Source organism: Brevundimonas viscosa, assembly GCF_900116065.1.
In the GTDB taxonomy this organism is placed as follows: domain Bacteria; phylum Pseudomonadota; class Alphaproteobacteria; order Caulobacterales; family Caulobacteraceae; genus Brevundimonas; species Brevundimonas viscosa.
Window position 1 is genome coordinate 69231 of the sequence record NZ_FOZV01000004.1, and the last position, 18031, is coordinate 87261.

The following is an 18031-nucleotide window of genomic DNA, read 5'->3' on the forward strand; positions in this document are numbered from 1 at the left end:
GCTCCGGTATGGCGGTCGGCAGGCTAGCAACGCGCGGCGGAGGAGGGGAGCCCCGCGGCGGCGCGAGTGTTATGCTGAAGGTTCGAAGGGAGTCCCCGCATGCTGCGTTTCATCGTCCAGTTCCTCGTCACCTGCCTCGCCCTCTGGCTGGCGGCGCAGGTCGTGCCGGGGGTGGCTTTCAGCGACACGCCGACGCTGCTGCTGGCGGCGGTGCTGCTGGGCGTCGCCAACGCGATCGTGCGCCCGATCCTGACCATCCTGACCTTCCCGCTGACCATCCTGACCTTCGGCCTGTTCCTGCTGGTGGTGAACGCGGCGGTGATCGGCCTGGTCGCGGCCCTGCTGGGCGGCTTCGTGGTCGATGGTCTTTGGGCCGGGATCGGCGCGGCCATCGTCACGGGCTTCGTCAGCTGGGTGGCCGGCTGGTTCATCGGCGACGAGCGGCGGCGCGACTGAGTCACCGGTCCCGCCGGAACGGCGAGAGCTCCTCGGTCAGGGCGGCGATTTCGGCCTGGACCGCCGGCCGCTCGCGCGCGAGATAATCCGCGACCGGGCCCCGCAGGGCGGGATCGGCGATGTGGTGGGCCGAGTAGACCAGCGTCGGCAGATAGCCGCGGGCGATCTTGTGTTCCCCCTGCGCCCCGGCCTCGACCCGGGACAGGCCGCGGGCGATGGCGAAGTCGATGGCCTGGTAATAGCAGAGCTCGAAGTGGAGGAAGGGAACATCCTCCAGCGCGCCCCACTGACGGCCGTAGAGGGCGTCGCGGCCAATCAGGTTCAGCGCTCCGGCGATCGGGCGACCCTCCCGGAAGGCCATGACCAGGGCGATGCGGTCAGCCATGGTTGCGCCAATGCGGCTGAAGAAGTCGCGCGTCAGGTAGGGTCGACCCCACTTCCGCGACCCGGTGTCGATATAGCAGGCGAAGAAGGCGTCCCAGTGCGCCTCCTCGATGGCGGCGCCGGTGAGGACGCGGATGTCGAGACCGGCCTGCGCCTCGCGACGTTCGCGGCGGATGGTCTTGCGGCGGCTGGAGGAGAGGGCGGCGAGGAAGTCGTCGAAGCTCGCATAGCCGTCGTTGCGCCAGACGTACTGCATGTCCTGGCGCAGCAGCAGGCCGGACTCGCCCATGGCCTCCCATTCCATCCGGGTGGGGAAGTTGACGTGCAGGGAGGACAGGCCGAGGCGGTCGACCAGTTCGCGCGCGCCCTGCAACAGGGCGGCCCGCACCGCAGCGGCGTCCGCGCCGGGACGGGCCAGGAAGCGGGGGCCGGTCACCGGGGTGAAGGGAACGGCGGACAGCAGCTTGGGATAGTAGCGGCCGCCGGCGCGCTCGTAGGCGTCGGCCCAGCCGTGGTCGAAGATGTATTCGCCCTGGCTGTTTCCCTTGAGCCAGAGCGGCATGACGGCGAGGACGGCGCCGGTCTCGTCCTGCAGCGACAGGTGGCGGCCGACCCAGCCCTGGCGCGGGACGGCGCTGTCGGAGGCCTCGCAGGCGTCGAGGAAGTCGAACGAGACGAACGGGTCGCCGGTCGGGGCGGCGCAGGCGTTCCAAGCGGCGCGGCCGATGTCGGCGACGGCGGGATGGACGTGGAGGGTGAAGTCAGACATGGCCTTCTCCCCTCGGGGGAGAAGGTGGCTCGCGGAGCGAGACGGTTGAGGGGGCTGCGGGACGCTCGCTCGTCGCCGACCTGCGTGCCCGCTGAACCTTACCCCTCATCCGAGCGGCTCCGCCGCCCACCTTCTCCCCCAAGGGGAGAAGGAAAGGCGCCCGCTCACGATCACCGCACTTCCACGATGGCGTCCACCTCGACGGCGAAGCCGAGGGGGAGGCGGTAGACGCCGACGGCGGAGCGGGCGTGGCGGCCCTTGTCGCCGAACGCCTCGACCATCAGGTCGGAGCAGCCGTTGATCACCGCGGGAATGGCCTCGAAGTCGCCGGCGGCCTGGACGAAGCCGCCCAGCTTGACGACGCGGACCACGCGCTCGAGGTCGCCGTCCAGCGCCGCCGACATCTGGGCCAGCAGGTTGACGCCGCACATGCGGGCGGCGGCTTGGGCCTGCTCGGGAGAGACGTCGGCGCCGACCGTGCCCTTGATCCCGCCGGAGGCGTCGTTCGACAGCTGGCCCGAGATGTGGAGCAGGTCGCCGGCGCGCACGAAGGGCACGTAGTTGGCCACGGCGGCGGCGGGCGCGGGCAGCTGGATGCCGAGTTCGGCGAGACGGGCGGCGACGGTCATGAAGGGCTCCTCGAAGGTTCGGGGCGGGGTTTAACCCGTGCGCGGGCGCGAGTCATCGTCCTCCGGCGGGGCCCGCCGTCGTCGAGGTCGTGGATCCGACGCCCTCCCCATCGACGGGGTGGGAGCAGTGTGGGGGAGCTTTTTCCCCCCGGCGGGAAAATGACGCTGCGGCCACTGTTTCTTCAATGAAAACAGCGGGCGATGGGCGCGAGACAGGGGATTTGAACATCAACCCCCCGCGCCGCCCATCGTGTTCTTCGTGCCTCCTTCGTGCCCGTTGTGATGAACCGGCGATGCCGGCCGCAGGCGGGGGCGGGGTGATTTCCCCCCTCCACCACGCTTCGCGTGGTCCCCCTCCCCCGGCGGGGGGAGGATCGAGGGAGGAGCCGCCCCGGCTCCAACGCCGTCAGCGCGTTCCGTCACCCCTCCTGCGACGCCGCCACGAGGGCGGCGGGCGGGGGGCGACGCGCGGGGCGGACGCCCAGCAGCAGGCCGAGCCAGCCGGTCCGCCGGGCGAGTTCGTAGGCGAGGAAGCAGCCGGCGAAGGTGGCGGCGATCAGCAGCGTCGCCTCGGCGAAGAGCGGGAGCCCGAGGTCGGCCAGGTGGTGGCCGACCACGACGATCACCGTCTGGTGGACGATGTAGAAGGGGAAGACCCCGATCGTCAGGTAGCGCAGCACGGGGCCGCCGCGGTTGAGCCAGCGGGCGCCGAAGCCGAGAATGGCGACGATGAAGGCCCACTGGTCGGCGGCGTAGACGAGGCGCATGGCCAGGCGCAGCGCCTCGGGCGGGACGGCGTCGTCAGCCCGGAAGCTCCAGGCGTAGCCCGCCCACGTCGCCCAGCTGATCAGGGCGAGGACCAGCGCCGGCCAGCGCGCCGCCATGAAGGCCCGACGGGCCGGCTCGGAGCGGGCGACGAGGAAGCCGAACAGGAAGGCGGCGAAGCTGAGGGCGTGGTTGTACCAGTCGTCGACGAGGGCGTGGGTGATCTCAAACGCAGGCGCGAGGAACAGGCGGATGGCGAACAGCCAGAGCAGCGGCCAGACGAACAGCCCCCAGCCCCGGAAGACGCGGTCGGCGCCGGCCTGCAGGGTCCGCTGCACGCCGGGGACGGCGAGGAGAAGGGCGAGCAGCAGGCTGTAGACGAGCAGGTAGGCGACGAACCACAGATGGTTCCAGGTGGGGGTGATGAGGCAGCCGTCGGGCCCGCACCAGCCGCCGGAGGCGGTGGCGTAGCGGAGCCAGAAGTCGCTCAGCCCGGGGTGGGAACCGGGTTCGGCGACGCCGAGCCCGCGGAGATGTTCGAAGACCTCGTAGTAGCTCTGCGGCGGCACGATCACGAACATGGCGAACAGCAGCGCCGGCAGCAGGCGCAGGAGCCGCGAGCCCGCGAGCGCGCCGGCGCCCTTGCCGCGGGCGGCGAAGCTGTCGGCGAGGAAGCGGGTGGCGCAGCCGGAGACGAGGAACAGCAGGGTCAGTCGCCACGGGCTGGTGAGCTGCATGACCGGCTCGAGCCACGGCAGCTCGTAGCCGCTCTTCACGTGCCAGTCCCACGGCACGTAGAACATGCCGACGTGGTAGAAGATCAGCAGCAGGAAGGCGCCGACGCGGATCCAGTCGAGATCGTAGCGGCGGCCAGGCGGGACGGGGGCGATGTCGGACACGGCCGGACTCCATGAGGACGAGGACCGGCCCACGCTGGCCGGGCGACGCCCCGGGCGGCAAGCGTCGGGGGCCGTGCGGGCGGCTGGCGGGGACGTTCGCCGCGGCGCCGGGACGAACGGCGACGGACGCGGGGCGAACGGCCGAAGGCGGTGGCCGGGTATGCTGACCCGCGCCGACGGCCGCGACCTGCGGGCGGGCTATCTGATGGTCGCGCCCGTGGCGTTTGTGGTGGTGGCGGTGAACGCCCTGACCAATCTGGCGGACATGGCGCAGGTCGCGACCTGGGAGCCGTGGGTCTGGGAAGGCACGAGCGCCGTGGCGATCGTCGGGCTCGCCCTGTGGATTCCGTGGCTGGCCACGGCCGCCGCCCCGCCCGAGGAGGTCGTGGCCGAGGGCTGGCGGCCCAGGCTGCGCTTCGCCGCCGTCCATCTGGCGGCCTTGCTGGCCTACTCCGGCCTGCATGTGGCCGGCTTCGTGTGGCTGCGCAAACTCGCCTATGCGGCCATGCGGGCGGAGCCGTACGTGTTCGGCGACCGCTTCATCTACGAGCTGCGCAAGGACCTGATCAGCTACGCCGTCTTCGTCGGCCTGTTCTGGCTGATCGGCGTGCTGCGTCGGCGGCGCGACGAGCCGGTGCGGCCGGTGAGCTTCGACATCCGCGACGGCGGGCGGATCATCCGCACGCCGCTGTCGCAGATCGTCGCCGTATCCTCGGCGGGCAACTATGTCGAGTTCTGGCTGGCCGACGGGCGGCGGCCGCTGATGCGGGCGACGCTGGCGGCGATCGAGGTCGAGCTGGAGCGCTTCGGCTTCGTGCGGGCGCACCGCTCGTGGCTGGTCAATGCGGGGGCGGTGACGGGCCTGCGGCCGGACGGCTCGGGCGACTGGACGGTGGAGCTGGGGGCGCTGGAGGCGCCGGTGTCGCGCCGCTATCCGCAGGCGCTGGAGCGGCTGCGCAGCTCCGGCTGAGGCTCAGCCGGCCGGCGCCCGCCGGATCGCGAAGGCGACGGCGAGGGTCCAGACGGCGATGGCCAGCTCCAGGCCGCGCTGGGCGAGGCCGAACAGTTCGAACCCCGGGTGGATCATCCAGATCAGCATGACGCCGGGCATGCCGCAGAGCAGGGCGAGGCCGGACAGGCGCCGGAACTCCGGGCGGGTGCGCCAGGACATGGCCACGAGCAGGATGCCGGCCACGCCGCACAGGTAGCCGAGGCCGCCCAGCACGTCGTGGAGGACGGCCGACAGGCTGGGGTCGCTGAGCGAACAGCCGGCGTCGCAGGGAAACACGCCGCCGGCGAGCAGGCCGAGGCCGTTGAGGGCGCTGAGGAGGAAGCCGGCCGCGACGAGGCGGGAGCCGGGCAGGAGGCGGATGCACATCAGCCAGAAGGCCGCCTGCAGCCCGCCGGAGACGATGAAGGCGGCGCTGACCGCCGGGCCGGTAGCGGCGCCGGTCGCGCCCAGCTCGCTGATGTACTGGCGGGCGTGGTCGTAGCCCGGCGTGGCGAGGCCGCCGGCGACCGCGGCGACGAGCAGGATCGAGAGGCCGAGGACGGCGCAGGCGAAGGCGAGGGCGCGCATCGGTCAGGCGCGCTGGAAGGGATAGAAGGCGCCGCCGAGGCCGAGGATGTCGGTCAGGGCGTCGAGCGCGCCGCGGCTCTCGTCGAGGGCGGCCGGGTCGGCGAGGTCGGCGGGGCTGAGCGTGTCGCGGTACCAGGCCGCGGCCCAGATCGACAGGCGGGCGTGCAGCTCGTCCGTCATCCGCATGGCGGGGTTGGTGGCGGCCAGCTCGTCTTCTGTGAGGGCGACGCGCAGGCGCAGGCAGGCGGGGCCGCCGCCGTTGCGCATCGACTGGCGGACGTCGACGTACTCGACCCGGCCGATGGGGCCGTTGGAGGCGGCGAGCCCTTCGGCGACCGCGTGGGCGTTGAGGTTGTCGCGCGTCTCGGTGGGGCAGATCAGGGTCAGGCGGTCCTCGCCCGGCAGCCGCACCAGCATGGAGTTGAACAGGTAGCTGGCGATGGCGTCCGACAGCGGCAGGTCGGCCGAGGCGACCTCGACGAAGATCGGGTCGAAGCGGCCGTCGGCGGCGCGGCGGATGGCGTCGAGCGTGCCCGTCGTGTCCTCGAAGGCGAGGTCGTGGAAGAACAGGGTCTGCAGCGCGCCGACGCAGACCACGTCGTTGTGGAAGGTCCCGCCGGCGATGGCGGCCTTCGACTGGCGGGCCAGCACCACACCGGTCGCGCCGTGGCGGCGGGCGAGGGCTTCGGAGGCCTCGCGGGTCTGGCGGGCCGGGTACTGCGCGTCCCAGGCCTCGAACGCCTCGCGGCCCCAGACCAGCAGGTTGACGCCGGGTTCGCCGTGGTCGGCGCACAGGCGGACGTGGTTGGCGGCGCCCTCGTCGGCGAGGTGGCCGACGGCGGGCAGGGCGTCGTGCACGGCGAAGCGGGCCGGGTCGGGGAACAGGGCGTCGAGCGCCCGCTTCGTCTGCGGCGCCTCCAGCGAGCGGTGCAGGTTGGTGACGAGGTTGGCGGGCGTGAAGTGCACCCGGCCGTCGGCGGCGTCGGCGGAGGGCGTCACCGTGGCGGCGTTGGCGGCCCACATCGGAGAGGCCGAACAGGCGGCGGCGGCGAAGGTCGGCGCCTGTTTCCAGGCGGCGGCGAGGACTTCGCCGTCGGAGCCGGCGAAACCGAGGCTGCGCAGGAAGGGGATGTGCGGCCGTTCGTGCGGCGGCAGGACGAACTGGGGCAGGCCGAGGTCGGCCAGCCGCTTCATCTTGTCGAGGCCCTGCAGCACCGCCGCGCGCGGGTTCGACGCCTCGCCGGCGTTGAGGCTGGAGGCGAGGTTGCCGGGGCTGAGGCCGGCGTAGGAGTGCGTCGGCCCGATCAGGCCGTCGGCGTTGGCTTCGACGGCCTTCACTGGAACATCTCCGCCATGGGGGAAGCGGGCGAGATCATCAGGGCGGTCCCGATGCTGAGAGAGAGCAGCAGTCCGTTGAGCGGAATCGCCGTCACAAAGGCGACTGGCGCAAGAAGCCCCATGAGGACCAATCCTCCCTTGGCCTCGGCGGATCGGGACTCGCGGCGGAAGTCCTCGACGCTCAAGTACAGCTTCGCGTACACGAAAAACCAGAACACAAAGCCGGGGACGATGTTGCCGCGGGTCGTGAAGGTGAACGCCAGCACGTTGAGGAGGGTGACTGCGAGCGCTACCAGCGCCGCCCAGCCGACCGACCTGACCAGCAGCGACAGGTGAGCGATCATGTGATCGTCTACTGGCGCTGGGCCCCACGAGATCACGGGCGCAGCCCCTTGATTTCACTCTCGATGTTCTTCACCTCGCCGGCCTCGAAGCTGGCCACCGGATAGGCGCAGTAGTCGGCGGCGTAGTAGGCCGAGGGGCGGTGGTTGCCGCTGGCGCCGAGGCCGCCGAAGGGCATGTCGCCGGCGGCGCCCGTGGTCGGGCGGTTGAAGTTGACCACGCCCGCCCGGATGCGGCGGATGAAGCGCTCCCAGTTCGCCGGATCGTCGGAGACGAGGCCGGCGGAGAGGCCGTAACGGGTGGCGTTGGCCTCGGCGACGGCGGCCTCGAAGCTGGCCACGCGGCGGACCTGCAGGAAGGGCGCGAACATCTCCTCGTCGGGGACGTCGACGCCGGTGACGTCGATGATGGCCGGCCTGACGAAGGCGCCGGGCAGGTTGCCGACGGGGCCGGAGGCGCGGATCACCCGGGCGCCGGCGTCGATGCGCTCCTGCAAGGCCTTCAGCGCCGCCTCGGCCGCCTTCTGCGAGATCAGCGGACCAGCGTAGGGCTCGGGCTCGTCGTTCCAGCGGCCGAAGACGAGTCGGTCCGAGAGGGCGGCGACGGCCTCGACGACGGCGTCGCCATGAGGGCCCTCGGGCACGATCAGGCGGCGGGCGCAGGAGCAGCGCTGGCCGGTGGTGATGAAGGCGGACTGGACGACGATCCCGGCCACCGCCTCCGCGTCGGCGGCGTCCCAGACGACCAGCGGATTGTTGCCGCCCAGCTCCAGCGCGAGGATGACGTGCGGGTCGTCGGCGAACTTGCGGCGGAAGTGGGCGCCGGCGGCGCCGGAGCCGGTGAACATCAGGGCGTCGATGCCGGAGTCGAGCAAGGCCGCGCCGGTGTCGCGGCCGCCCTGCACGACATTGACCACGCCTTCGGGCAGGTCGGCGGCGGCGAAAGCCTCGGCCATCAGCTGGCCGACCAGCGGGGTCTCTTCCGACGGCTTGAACACGACGGTGTCGCCGGCCAGCAGGGCGGGGACGATGTGGCCGTTGGGCAGGTGACCGGGGAAGTTGAACGGGCCGAGCACGGCGGCGACGCCGTGCGGGCGGTGGCGCAGGACGGCCCGGCCGAAGGCGGTGTCGCTGGATCGCTCGCCGGTGCGCTCGTCATAGGCGCGGATCGAGATGTCGACCTTGCCCTGCATGGCGGCGATCTCGGTCTTCGTCTCCCACAGCGGCTTGCCGGTCTCGCGGGCGATGGCCTCGGCGAACTGCGGCGCGCGCTCCTTCAGCACGGCCTGGTAGCGCTTGACCGCGTCGATGCGGTCCTGGCGCGGGCGGTCGGCCCAGTCAGGGAAGGCGGCGCGGGCGCTGTCGACCGCAGCCTGGACCTCGGCGGGGGAGGCGGCCTCGCCCTGCCAGTTGGTTTCGCCGGTGGCGGGGTCGGTGGAGTGGAACTGGGTCATGGTCATCAGATGGGCGCTCAGCTCTTCACCCGCACGATCTCTCCGGCCTTCACCTTGAGGGCGTCGGCGGTCTCGCGGGCGATGATCACGGTGTCGCCCTCGACCAGGGCGCGCTGGCGGACGGCGCGGAAGTCGTGGACGTGGTCGGTGGAGATCAGGGCTGGCAGCTCGGCCTCGACCTCGTCGGCGAGGACGGCGGCCAGGCGGCGGGCGTCGCGGACGGTGCGGATGTTGTCGCGGTCGCAGCAGACGGTGGGGCCGGCGTCGAAGATGTCGACCAGGCCGTTGGGGCGGAAGCCCTCGGACTCCAGCAGGGCCATGGCCGGAACGCCCTGGGGGTGGACCTTGCCGATCACGGCGCGGGCGGGCTCGGGCAGCAGCTCGATGTAGATCGGATGGCGCGGGGCGAGATCGAGGATGAACTGCTTGTCGGTCGAGCCGGTCATCCGGTCGGCCTCCTCGAACTCCATCGGGAAGAACTTGTGCGCCACGTGGTCCCAGAAGGGACAGGCGCCGTCGGGGGTGAAGACCCCGCGCAGCTCGGCCAGCACGGTGTCGGCGAACAGCTCGGGCTCGGCGCCGATCAGCATGTAGCGCGACTGGCTGAGCAGGCGGCCGGCGCCGCCCTTGCGGCGGTCGGCCTTGAGGAACAGCGAGCCGACCTCGGACCAGCCGGTGCACTCGTTGACCAGCACCAGGGTCTTCTGGTCGAGGCGGATGCCCAGCGAGGGGCTGGACTGGGTGTGATTGACCACCCGGAAGGAGAAGAACGGCCGCTTGAGTCCGACGGCCGCCTTGACCGAGCCGACGCCGTCAACGTCGCCGGTGTCCGACTCCTCCAGCATCAGGGTGTACCAGCGCTCCTGCGGCGGGATGGTCCCGGCGAAGCTGTCGCGGCTGAGGTCGAGGCGCTCGGCCAGCTGGTCCGGGTCCTCGGGCAGGCTGGTGAAGCCGGGGCCGGACAGGATGGCCAGCTCCAGCAGGTGGTCGAGGTCGGACGGGCCGGCGGGACGGACGACGAGCATGCGGTTACGCGGTCTCCAGGCGGAGCTGTTTCAGTTTGAGGGCGTCGATGTCGCCCGAGGCGACCTTGCACAGGATCAGGGCCGAGAGCTGCGCCCGCTCGACGAAGCTGGCCGGCCAGGCGAACTCCTGGTCGGAGTGAATGTCGCCGCCGACGACGCCGAGGGTGTCGATGTTGGGCAGCCCCGCGGCGTGCAGGTTGTTGCCCTCGCAGACCCCGCCCGACGGCTTCCAGGCGATCGACTGGCCGAGCAGGGCGCCGGCCTCGCGCACCGCCTCGAACAGGGCGGTCTGGCTGGCGTCCATCGGCTTGGGCGGACGGGTCATGCCGCCATGCAGCGCCAGCGTCAGGCCGGGGAAGGGCGGCTCGGCGGCGAGGGCCCGCACCTCGGCCTCGATCCACGCGGCGGAAGCGGCGTCGGGGACGCGGACGTTGAAGCGGACCACCGCATTGTCGGCGACGACGTTCAGCGGCCCGCCGCCGGCGATCTTCGCGACGTTGACGGTGACGCCGTCGCGCTGGCCGTTGAGGGCGTGGAGGCGCACGGCGAGGAGGGCCGCGCCGGCGACGGCGTTGGCGCCTTCGTGGAAGGCGCGACCGGCGTGGGCGGCCTTGCCGGCGACGACGAGGTGATAGTTGCCGCTGCCCTTGCGGGCGCCGGCCAGCGTGCCGTCCGGCAGTGACGGTTCGTAGGTCAGGCCGAGATGGCCGCGGGCGCCGAGCCCGGCCAGCAGGGGTGCGGAAGCGGGCGAGCCGATCTCCTCGTCGGGGCTGAGCAGGACGGTCCAGCCGACGCGGTCATGATCGGGGTGCAGCTCGAACGCCTCGAGGGCGGCGAGCAGCACGCTGATGCCCCCCTTCATGTCGGCGATGCCGGGGCCGTTGAGGGCCCCGTCCGGCCGCGTGGTTACGCTCTGGAAGGCGCTCTCGGCCGGGAAGACGGTGTCGTAGTGGCCGGTCAGAACGACCTGGACCGGGGCGTCGGGCCGGGCGGTGATGCGCAGGGCGTCGGCGTGGGCCTCGGCCCGCACCGAACCGTCGTCGGCGACGGTGGTGGAGCCGGCGGTCGGCACGCGCACCACATCGGCGGCGAGGCGGCGGGCCTCGGCCTCGAGCAGGGTCAGCACGGCTTCAAGGCCCGCGGCGTTGCGGCTGCCGGAGTTGACGTTGGCCCACTCGACGGCGCGCGCGACGATGGCCGGTCCGCGCGCTTCGACGTGGTCGAGCACGGTCTGGTCGGGGGGCAGAATCCGCATGCGGGCGGACCCTAGCGGCGCCGACCGCAAAGGTGAAGGCGAAGCAACTTTCGACTCGGCCGGGCCGGGGTTACGCTGCGCGCCTCATAGAGGGAGGCTAGACTTATGACTGACTGGGCCAAGGCGATGAATCCGACAGCGCCGCTGAACACCGAGGCGGAGGCGCTCGCGGCGGCGCGCGCGAGCGCGATCGCCATCTTCCTGGGCGTGATCTGGGGCATCGTCGGCGTCATCTATCTGATGACCGCCGGCCAGGAGGCCATGGCGGCCGCCATGGCTGCGGCCGGGGGCGACGAGGCCACGGCGGGCATGGCGGGCTCGATGGCGCAGGTCGCCCTGTACATGTCCATCGGGATGGTCGTCATCCAGGCGATCCTCGGCTTCGTGCAGTGGACCAAGCCGAACAAGGTGATCCCGATCCTGTTCATCATTCTGGTGGTCTACGGCCTGGGCTCGACCGCTCTCAGCCAGCTGATGGCGGATCAGATGGGCGTGCCGGAAGGGTCCCAAGGCCCGCTGTGGCTGGTCGCCGCCGGTTTCGTGGTGATGATCGTCCAGCTGGTCCTGCACATCGCCGGCGTGCGCGGCGCCGCGAAGCTGGACAAGGTGCGCATGGAAGCGGCGCAGAACTACTGACGTCGGGGCCCGGGCGGGGTTCACCTGCCCTGGAAGCCCTGCGGGCCGCGTCGGGTCGTCCGACGCGGCCCGTTTCGTTTCAGCGGTTCGGGCGTCGGTCCTCCCGCCCGGTTCCGGGCTGGCGCGACTGCCGACGCCAGCGGATCGACAGACTGGCTTCGCCCTGGCCGCCGACGGTGGAGCTGATGGCCACGTTGCGGCGCACCTGCCATTCCACCTTCACCGCCGCGCCGCCTTCGCCGCCGCCGATGACCTCCAGATAGACGTCGTCGGTGATGTAGCGGCCGCCGGCGACGGTGAGGCTGGACGCCTCGCCGCCGAACGACAGGCGGTCGAGACCGGCCAGCTCGCGCAGATTGCCGATGACGTCGAAGCCGCCCCCGCCGGCCAGCGCCGCCACCCCGGCGGCCAGCTGGGCCGCCTCGAAGGCCGACAGCTGGGAGGCCGAACGGCCGAACAGCACCTGGGACAGGATCTCGTCCTGGGGCAGGGCCGGGCTCGAGGTAAGGGCGATCTCGGGCCGCGCCGCCGTGCCGGTGACCCGGATGGTGGCGGTCAGGGCGGGGTCGTCGCGGGTGGCGCTGAGGTTGAGACGGATCTGCTCCGGGCGGGTCGAGAGCGTCACCGTCCCGCGCTCGTCGAAGACGAAGCGCTTCCCGGCGAAGTCGTAGTCGCCGCGCACGACACGGGCGGTCCCGGTCAGCACGGGACGGTTGATGGTGCCCCGCACCCGCGCGTCGACGTTCATCTCGACGTTCAGGCCGCGCCCGACCACCAGCACGTCCCCACCGGGCGAGCGCAGCGTGAGGTCGAGCCCGATCTGCAGGCCGCGCGGGCGGGTCTGCTCCTCCTCGGGGACGTCTCCGCCGGGCTTGTTGATCTCGACCACGTCCATGCGGACGATGCCGTTCGAGCCGGGCGGATTGGCCTCGATGCGGGCTTCGTCGATGTCCATCCGGCCGCTGAGGGTGATGTTGCCGTCGGCGGCGCGGATCACGGTCAGCGGGCCCGAGGCGCGCGCCTCGGCGATGTCGTTGTCGATGATCCGGAAGCGGTTGAGCAGCAGCTGGAAGCTGGAGCCCGAGCCTTGGGTCAGGCCCAGCCGGCCGCTGCCGGTGACCGATCCGCCCGCGCCGTCGACGGCGCGGAAGGTCTCGACCACCCCGACGGCGTCGTCGAAGCGGCTGTTCAGGACGACCTGTTCCAGGCGCAGGCCGGTGGCGCTGTCGCGGAACGTCCCCTGCTGGAGATCGAGCCGGCCGTTCAGGCGCGGGGCGGCGAGCGATCCGGCGATCGTCGCGCGACCGTCCACCTGGCCCGACAGGGAGCGCTCGCCGCCGGCGAGCAGATCCCAGATCGGCTGGATCTGGCCCTGGATGGAGGCCTCGCCCGACATCGATCCGGTGCGGACCACGGCGAGCCGGAGGGGGGCGGCGGATGCCTCGACCGGCAGGGTCAGGTCGGCGGCGGCCTGGACCTGGCCGTCGTCCGACGCCCGGGCCTGCAGGCGCAACCGGTCGCCGACCAGAATGGCGTTGAGGGTCCCGTCGACCGAGAGGGCGTTGGGCGCGTCGATGCTGCGGATGTCCGCGAAGTCGAGGTTGGCCGAGCCGGACAGGTCCTCCCCGGAGCCGCGCAACGACAGCCGCCCGGTGACGCGGCCGCGCATGTCCGGCATCAGCGAGCCGAGCTGCACGCTCGTCAGGTTGGCCTCGACGATGGCGGCGCGCTCGTCCTGCCTCAGTTCGCCCAGGAGCACGCCGCCGCCGACGGCGAGGTCGACCCGGGCGACGCGTCCGCCGCCAGCGAGGGCGATGACGGCGGGCGCACGGGTATTGAAGGCGATCTCGCGAACCCGACCCGAGCCTTCGAGCACGACCGACTGGGCCGCGCCATCGCGGGAGTAGACGCCGGACCCGTCGAACGACACCGGCGTGGCCCCGCCCACGTCGGCGACGAGGGTGAAGGGCAGGCGCTGCAGCGTGCCGCGGCCGTTCAGGTCGAGACTGCGGATGACGTAGCCGGAGCCGGACAGGCGGACGTCGCGGCCGGTCACCTGCAGCACGGCGGTCTCGTCGCCGGCGCCCTCGGTCAGACGGATGCGGCCCTCGGCCCGTCCCGAAGCGAGGAAGGCGCCGGGCCGGGCGGCGAAGGCGAGGTCCGCGCTCGATGGAACCCGGTTCGACAGGGCGATGGCGCCCTGGGCGACGACGCCGCCGGCGTCGAGATCGACATCGGTGAGGCGGATGCGGTCGCCGCCGAGGAAGAAGGCGCCGCTGGCCCGGGCCGGGCCGTAGTTCGAGCCGGCGGTGACGGCGATGCGGCCGTCGGAGGCGTCCTCGCCCCGGCGGAAGCTGAGGACCAGGTCGGCGTCGGTCAGGTTCAGCGGACCGGCCGCGACCTCGGCGAATTGGGCCCGGAGGTCGGCCCGAGGCTGCGCCAGCGTGCCGGTCAGGGCGCCCTCGCCGGTCATGGCGCCGTCGATCTCCAGCGGCCCCACGCCGAACGGGCCGCGCGCGCCCCAGGTCAGGGCCAGACGCAGCCGGCCGTCGCCCTCGACCAGCCCGCGGGCCGTCGCCGAGCCCTGGGCGCCGGTCAGCCGGGCCTGTTCGACCGCCACCCGGCCGCCGGCGAGGTTGCCGGTCAGCTGCAGCCGCGGCGTGGTCCCGAGCAGGCGATCGAGTTCGCCGAGGCCGATGGCCAGGCCCCGCCCGCGGCCGTCGAAGGTCACGCTCCACGGCGCGCCCGAGCGGGGCATCGAGGCCGCGATGGGACCGCCGAAGGCGCCGTCGGCCTTGCCGTAGATTCGCGAGGCGTCGGTGATCTCGGCGCGGCCGCGGAAGCCGAGGCCGCCCAGCAGGTTGCGGCCGCCGGTCCCTTCGACCTCGAGCGCCTGGCCGCGCAGGTCGAAGCGCTCCAGCAGGATGGCGCCGTCGGCCTGACGAAAGGCCGCGAAGCGCAGCCGGGGCGCGGCGCCGAGCAGGCCGCCGACGATGCCGGCGCTGGAGCCGCCGGCGACGGACAGGTCCCCGTCCACGCGCATGCGGCCGCGCCGCACGGCAATGTTGAGCGGCCCGCGCAGGCGGTCGGCGCGATAGCTGGAGGCGTCGAGGCCGAGCACGGCGGCCGAGCCGCGCAGGCTCCACGCATCGGCGTCGCCGGTGAAAACGCCCGCGTAGGCGGCGCGGCCGGCGGCGGGACGTCCGGCGAGGCGGCTGAGGGAGGGGGTGGAGACGTTGAGGCGGATGCCGTCGGGACTGCTGCGGTCCGACAGGCGGATCAGGCCGCGGGCCGACGAGTTGAGGTTGTCGGAGATCAGCCGCCACGCGACCCCCTGCAGGCCGTCGCGGTCGTGGTCCGGCAGGGTGGCGAAGCCGAAGCGGGCGGTGCGGCCGATCCGCTCGGCGAAGGGGGCGAGCAGGTCGGAGCCCGAGAAGTCGAAATAGCCCGAGATGCGCGCCTGCTGGTCGCCGTAGCGGCCCTTGACGGTCAGGGGGGTGAAGCCGCCGGTGCGCACCACGGCGTCGACCACCTCGCCGTCGACCACGGCGGTGGCGAAGAACGGCTGGTCCGGCGAATAGCCGAGCGCCCCGGCGATCGGGCCGCCGCGGGCTTCCTCGGCGCGCAGGTTCAGGCGGGTGGCGGCGATGTCGCCGCCGAAGGTGGCGGCGAGGCGCAGGTAGTCGCCGGGCCGGCTGTTGCTGCGGGCCAGCAGGCGCACGTCCCTGGCGCCCCGGCGGGGGACGTCGGCCTCGCCGGCCAGGTTCCAGCGGCCGTACTCCTTGCTGAAGCCCTCCAGCAGTTCCACGTCGGCGGCGAAGCGGTCGATGTCGACGGACAGCGGCTGGGGCCCGGGCGGCTCGGTGGGCGGCTCGACCTCCGGGCGGCGGATCAGGCGGATCACCTCCGCCTCGACCTCGGTGGCGTGGAAGCGGCGAAACACCAGCGGCCACCAGTTCCAGTCGACGTGGACCGCCCGCGCCTCCAGCCAGACGCCCTTCGCATCGGTGACGGTCACCCGGTCGATGGTGAAGTCGTCGAACAGGTCGCCCTTGACCCCCTCGACGTTGATGCGGCCGTAGCGGCCGATCTTCTTGCCGGCCACAAAGGTGGTCACCAGTTCGCGGCCCGGGTCGGAGACGATGTACATCCGCCCGCCGACGAGGACGAGGATCAGCAGGGCGGCGACGATCGCCAGCCCCATGCCGCCGAAGAAGGCGACGGCCTGCCACAGGGTGCGCTTCGCCTTGACCTCGGCGGGCGTCTCCGGCGCTTCCGGCGTCTCGGCGGGGGGCGGCGTGTCGGTCAAAACGCCTGTCCGATGCTGACGTAGATCTGGAAGTCGGCGTCGCCCTCGCGGCGATCGATCGGGAAGGCGATGTCGGCGCGGATCGGGCCGAAGGGCAGGCGGTAGCGCACCCCGACGCCGGCGCCGTAGCGCAGGTTGTTGAAGTTCGGCGTCTCCTGGAAGCCGATCGCGCCGGCGTCGAGGAAGGCGACGGCCTGGAAGTTGCGCCACACATCGCGGCGGATCTCGACGGCGGCCTCGAACAGACTGAGGCCGCCGCGCGGCGTGTTGTCGGGCAGGCGCGGGCCCACGCCCTGGTACTCGTAGCCGCGCACCGAGCCGCCGCCTCCAGAGTAGAACAGGCGGTCGGAGGGGACGGTCAGCTCCTCTCCGCCGATGATCGAGCCGAGGCGGACCCGGCCGGCGAGCACCGTCGTGGCGTTGTCCTGCAGCGGCAGGTAGGCGGTCGCCTGGGCCTCGGCGCGAACGAAGACGGAGCTGCCCTGGCCCCCGACGAGGGTGGGCTGGGCGGAGCCCGAGAGACGCCAGCCGGTGGTCGGATCCAGCGGGTCGTCAGAGCGATCCAGATAGGCGCTGCCGCGACCGGTCAGGATGACCAGATCGCGCTCGAAGTTGATCGGGGCCTGGGTGACAGGGTCGAAGCGGTTCTCGTCGTAGCGGCCGGCGTCGAGGCCGAGTCCGTAACTGAACCAGGAGGTCTTGCCGAGCCGCTGGCGCAGGTCGGCGGCGAGCGCGACGGCGGTGCGACGGTAGGCGTCGGTGTCCTCGTTCAGCACGGCTCCGGAGAGCCGCAGGGTGCGTCCGGGCCGCCCCCAGTGGGGCAGGCTGAGATCGGCGCCCAGCCGGCTGTCGATGTCGGCGGCGCGCGCCTGCCAGACCAGCGTGTCGGCCCGGCCGAACCGGTTGTGCCAGGTCCAGAGCAGATCGACGCCCGATCCCTCGGCGGTGGAGAAGGTTGCGCCGGCCTCGAGGATGCGCCGCGGCCGGTCGGTGAGAGTGACGATGATCGGCCGATGACCCTCCGGCGTGGTCTGGTCGGCCGGCGCGAGGGCCACCCCGACGCCGTCGTAGACGCCGGTCTCGAGCAGGCGGCGCTCCAGCTCGGCCACGTCTTCGGGATCGTAGACCTCGCCCTCGGACCAGGGAGCCAGCCCGGCGACCCAGTTCGGCCGGGTCGGACCGCTGGTCTCGAGCCGGACGCCGTTGAGGCGCACCAGCGGACCGGCGGCGATGTTGTAGGTCGGCTGGACCGTGAAGGTGGCGTGGTCGACGACGACGCGGCGCGGCTCGGCGCGCGCGTCGGCGTGGCCGCGGCGGGTCAGGCCGGCGACGATGCGGCCTTCGGCGGCGATGACGTCGACCGCCCGCCCGGGATCGCCGGCGGACAGTTCGAGGCCAGCGCTGACCTCGGCCGCCACGTCCGGGTCCGGTGTCGGGGAGAGCCAGTTGATCGCGGGGGGCGTGAGTTCGAAACGGGGGCCGGGGGTGACGTCGACGATGGCCACCGGCGTCTCCTCGCCCTCGACCACGTCCTCGAGAACCGGCTGGTAATAGCCCTCCGAACGGAGCAGCGCCTCGGCGGCCTCCATGGCGCCGCGGGCGCGCCGCCGCGCCTCGAAGCGGTTGGACGGCGGCGCATCAACCTCGCCGACCGCCCGCTCAAGCTGGGCGCGGAGCTCGGCGTCCATCTCGCCGCGAATCTGCGCCCGCGGGTCGGCCACGGCTGGGGCCGCGACGGCGAGACCCGCCACGCTGATGAGAAACAGGGCGGAGCGTGACGTCAAACTCGAACCTTGATCAGCGGGCCGACGGCCCTCGTTCCAGACGGCGCTCGCCGACCGTCGCGTTCCCCGGCTTCGACAGCGGTCAGTAGAAGAGGGTTTCGCTCTCCGGCTGGACGGACTCTTCCGAGGTGCGCTTGTCGGCCGGAATGGCGCTCTGGTCCACAGGCGGCGGCGCGTCTTCGGGCGCGGCGGCCGCGGCGTCGGCGGCGGCGTCCTCGGCCGCCGGCGCGACCGGCTCCTCCAGCGGCGGCTGGGCGGTTTCCAGGTCTTCGTCCGCGTAGGGGTCGTCGCAGGCGGCGACCGTCAGGGCTCCGACGGCGGCGGCGAAGGCAAGAATTCGTCTCATCGGTGAAGCTCCCCCGGATCGGCCTTCCAACGCGCAGGATTTCCGGCTGTTCCATGCTGCGC

At 72.5% G+C, this 18031-nt stretch carries 15 protein-coding genes; 3 read left to right on the plus strand and 12 right to left on the minus strand.

Going from position 1 to position 18031, the window contains the following annotated elements:
• Positions 1 to 99: 99 nt before the first annotated feature.
• Positions 100 to 456, plus strand: a complete 357-nt coding sequence (locus tag BM333_RS08735; RefSeq protein WP_092309961.1) for a phage holin family protein — start codon at positions 100 to 102, stop codon at positions 454 to 456.
• A 1-nt stretch (position 457) separates the two neighbouring features.
• Here the strand turns inward: BM333_RS08735 and BM333_RS08740 are convergent, their stop codons facing one another.
• The 3 genes from BM333_RS08740 to BM333_RS08750 form a co-directional block, all read right to left on the minus strand.
• Complete coding sequence (locus BM333_RS08740) at positions 458 to 1609, minus strand: GNAT family N-acetyltransferase (RefSeq protein WP_092309964.1); 1152 nt, start codon at positions 1607 to 1609, stop codon at positions 458 to 460.
• A 170-nt stretch (positions 1610 to 1779) separates the two neighbouring features.
• Entirely contained in the window at positions 1780 to 2238 is a 459-nt protein-coding gene (locus tag BM333_RS08745; protein ID WP_092309967.1) for a RidA family protein, read from the minus strand.
• A gap of 419 nt (positions 2239 to 2657) precedes the next feature.
• A complete protein-coding gene (locus BM333_RS08750) occupies positions 2658 to 3902 on the minus strand; it encodes an acyltransferase family protein (RefSeq protein WP_092309970.1) in 1245 nt (414 codons plus the stop codon).
• A 160-nt stretch (positions 3903 to 4062) separates the two neighbouring features.
• Between BM333_RS08750 and BM333_RS08755 the strand changes: the two genes are divergently transcribed.
• On the plus strand, positions 4063 to 4872 hold the full coding sequence (locus BM333_RS08755; RefSeq protein WP_245777206.1) for a LytTR family DNA-binding domain-containing protein: 810 nt from the start codon (positions 4063 to 4065) through the stop codon (positions 4870 to 4872).
• Positions 4873 to 4875: 3 nt separating this feature from the next.
• Here the strand turns inward: BM333_RS08755 and BM333_RS08760 are convergent, their stop codons facing one another.
• From BM333_RS08760 to BM333_RS08785, 6 genes are read right to left on the minus strand one after another with little or no spacing between them, the layout of a single operon-like run.
• On the minus strand, positions 4876 to 5481 hold the full coding sequence (locus BM333_RS08760) for a DUF998 domain-containing protein (RefSeq protein WP_092309976.1): 606 nt from the start codon (positions 5479 to 5481) through the stop codon (positions 4876 to 4878).
• 3 nt (positions 5482 to 5484) lie between these two features.
• Positions 5485 to 6819, minus strand: a complete 1335-nt coding sequence (astB, locus tag BM333_RS08765; protein WP_092309979.1) for an N-succinylarginine dihydrolase — start codon at positions 6817 to 6819, stop codon at positions 5485 to 5487.
• Positions 6816 to 7163 (minus strand): hypothetical protein, encoded by a 348-nt coding sequence (locus BM333_RS08770; RefSeq protein ID WP_092309982.1) that lies wholly within the window; start codon positions 7161 to 7163, stop codon positions 6816 to 6818. The genes astB and BM333_RS08770 overlap by 4 nt, the downstream gene beginning before the upstream one ends.
• Before the next feature lie 32 nt (positions 7164 to 7195).
• Entirely contained in the window at positions 7196 to 8614 is a 1419-nt protein-coding gene (astD, locus tag BM333_RS08775; protein WP_092310701.1) for a succinylglutamate-semialdehyde dehydrogenase, read from the minus strand.
• Positions 8615 to 8631: 17 nt separating this feature from the next.
• Positions 8632 to 9639 (minus strand): arginine N-succinyltransferase, encoded by a 1008-nt coding sequence (locus BM333_RS08780; protein WP_092309985.1) that lies wholly within the window; start codon positions 9637 to 9639, stop codon positions 8632 to 8634.
• Between the two features lie 4 nt (positions 9640 to 9643).
• Positions 9644 to 10894 carry a hydrolase gene (locus tag BM333_RS08785; protein ID WP_092309988.1) on the minus strand — a complete coding sequence of 417 codons (1251 nt, stop codon included), beginning with the start codon at positions 10892 to 10894 and terminating at the stop codon, positions 9644 to 9646.
• Between the two features lie 105 nt (positions 10895 to 10999).
• On the opposite strand from BM333_RS08785, the gene BM333_RS08790 reads away from it, so the two are divergent.
• The gene (locus BM333_RS08790; protein ID WP_092309992.1) at positions 11000 to 11530 is read left to right on the plus strand and encodes a hypothetical protein; all 531 of its coding nucleotides are present in this window, start codon (positions 11000 to 11002) and stop codon (positions 11528 to 11530) included.
• A 79-nt stretch (positions 11531 to 11609) separates the two neighbouring features.
• Here the strand turns inward: BM333_RS08790 and BM333_RS08795 are convergent, their stop codons facing one another.
• The 3 genes from BM333_RS08795 to BM333_RS08805 form a co-directional block, all read right to left on the minus strand.
• On the minus strand, positions 11610 to 15839 hold the full coding sequence (locus BM333_RS08795) for a translocation/assembly module TamB domain-containing protein (RefSeq protein WP_092309995.1): 4230 nt from the start codon (positions 15837 to 15839) through the stop codon (positions 11610 to 11612).
• Complete coding sequence (locus BM333_RS08800) at positions 15836 to 17623, minus strand: autotransporter assembly complex protein TamA (protein WP_092309998.1); 1788 nt, start codon at positions 17621 to 17623, stop codon at positions 15836 to 15838. The genes BM333_RS08795 and BM333_RS08800 overlap by 4 nt, the downstream gene beginning before the upstream one ends.
• 82 nt (positions 17624 to 17705) lie before the next feature.
• On the minus strand, positions 17706 to 17969 hold the full coding sequence (locus tag BM333_RS08805) for a hypothetical protein (RefSeq protein ID WP_092310001.1): 264 nt from the start codon (positions 17967 to 17969) through the stop codon (positions 17706 to 17708).
• Positions 17970 to 18031 lie beyond the last annotated feature (62 nt).

Excerpts from the sequence above, each read along its gene's own strand:
- BM333_RS08780 (WP_092309985.1), bottom strand. The coding sequence starts at position 9,639 with ATGCTCGTCGTCCGTCCCGCCGGCCCGTCCGACCTCGACCACCTGCTG.
- BM333_RS08735 (WP_092309961.1), top strand. The coding sequence starts at position 100 with ATGCTGCGTTTCATCGTCCAGTTCCTCGTCACCTGCCTCGCCCTCTGG.
- BM333_RS08805 (WP_092310001.1), bottom strand. The coding sequence starts at position 17,969 with ATGAGACGAATTCTTGCCTTCGCCGCCGCCGTCGGAGCCCTGACGGTC.
- BM333_RS08790 (WP_092309992.1), top strand. The coding sequence starts at position 11,000 with ATGACTGACTGGGCCAAGGCGATGAATCCGACAGCGCCGCTGAACACC.
- BM333_RS08745 (WP_092309967.1), bottom strand. The coding sequence starts at position 2,238 with ATGACCGTCGCCGCCCGTCTCGCCGAACTCGGCATCCAGCTGCCCGCG.
- BM333_RS08755 (WP_245777206.1), top strand. The coding sequence starts at position 4,063 with ATGCTGACCCGCGCCGACGGCCGCGACCTGCGGGCGGGCTATCTGATG.
- BM333_RS08770 (WP_092309982.1), bottom strand. The coding sequence starts at position 7,163 with ATGATCGCTCACCTGTCGCTGCTGGTCAGGTCGGTCGGCTGGGCGGCG.
- astD (WP_092310701.1), bottom strand. The coding sequence starts at position 8,614 with ATGACCCAGTTCCACTCCACCGACCCCGCCACCGGCGAAACCAACTGG.
- BM333_RS08760 (WP_092309976.1), bottom strand. The coding sequence starts at position 5,481 with ATGCGCGCCCTCGCCTTCGCCTGCGCCGTCCTCGGCCTCTCGATCCTG.
- BM333_RS08740 (WP_092309964.1), bottom strand. The coding sequence starts at position 1,609 with ATGTCTGACTTCACCCTCCACGTCCATCCCGCCGTCGCCGACATCGGC.
- BM333_RS08785 (WP_092309988.1), bottom strand. The coding sequence starts at position 10,894 with ATGCGGATTCTGCCCCCCGACCAGACCGTGCTCGACCACGTCGAAGCG.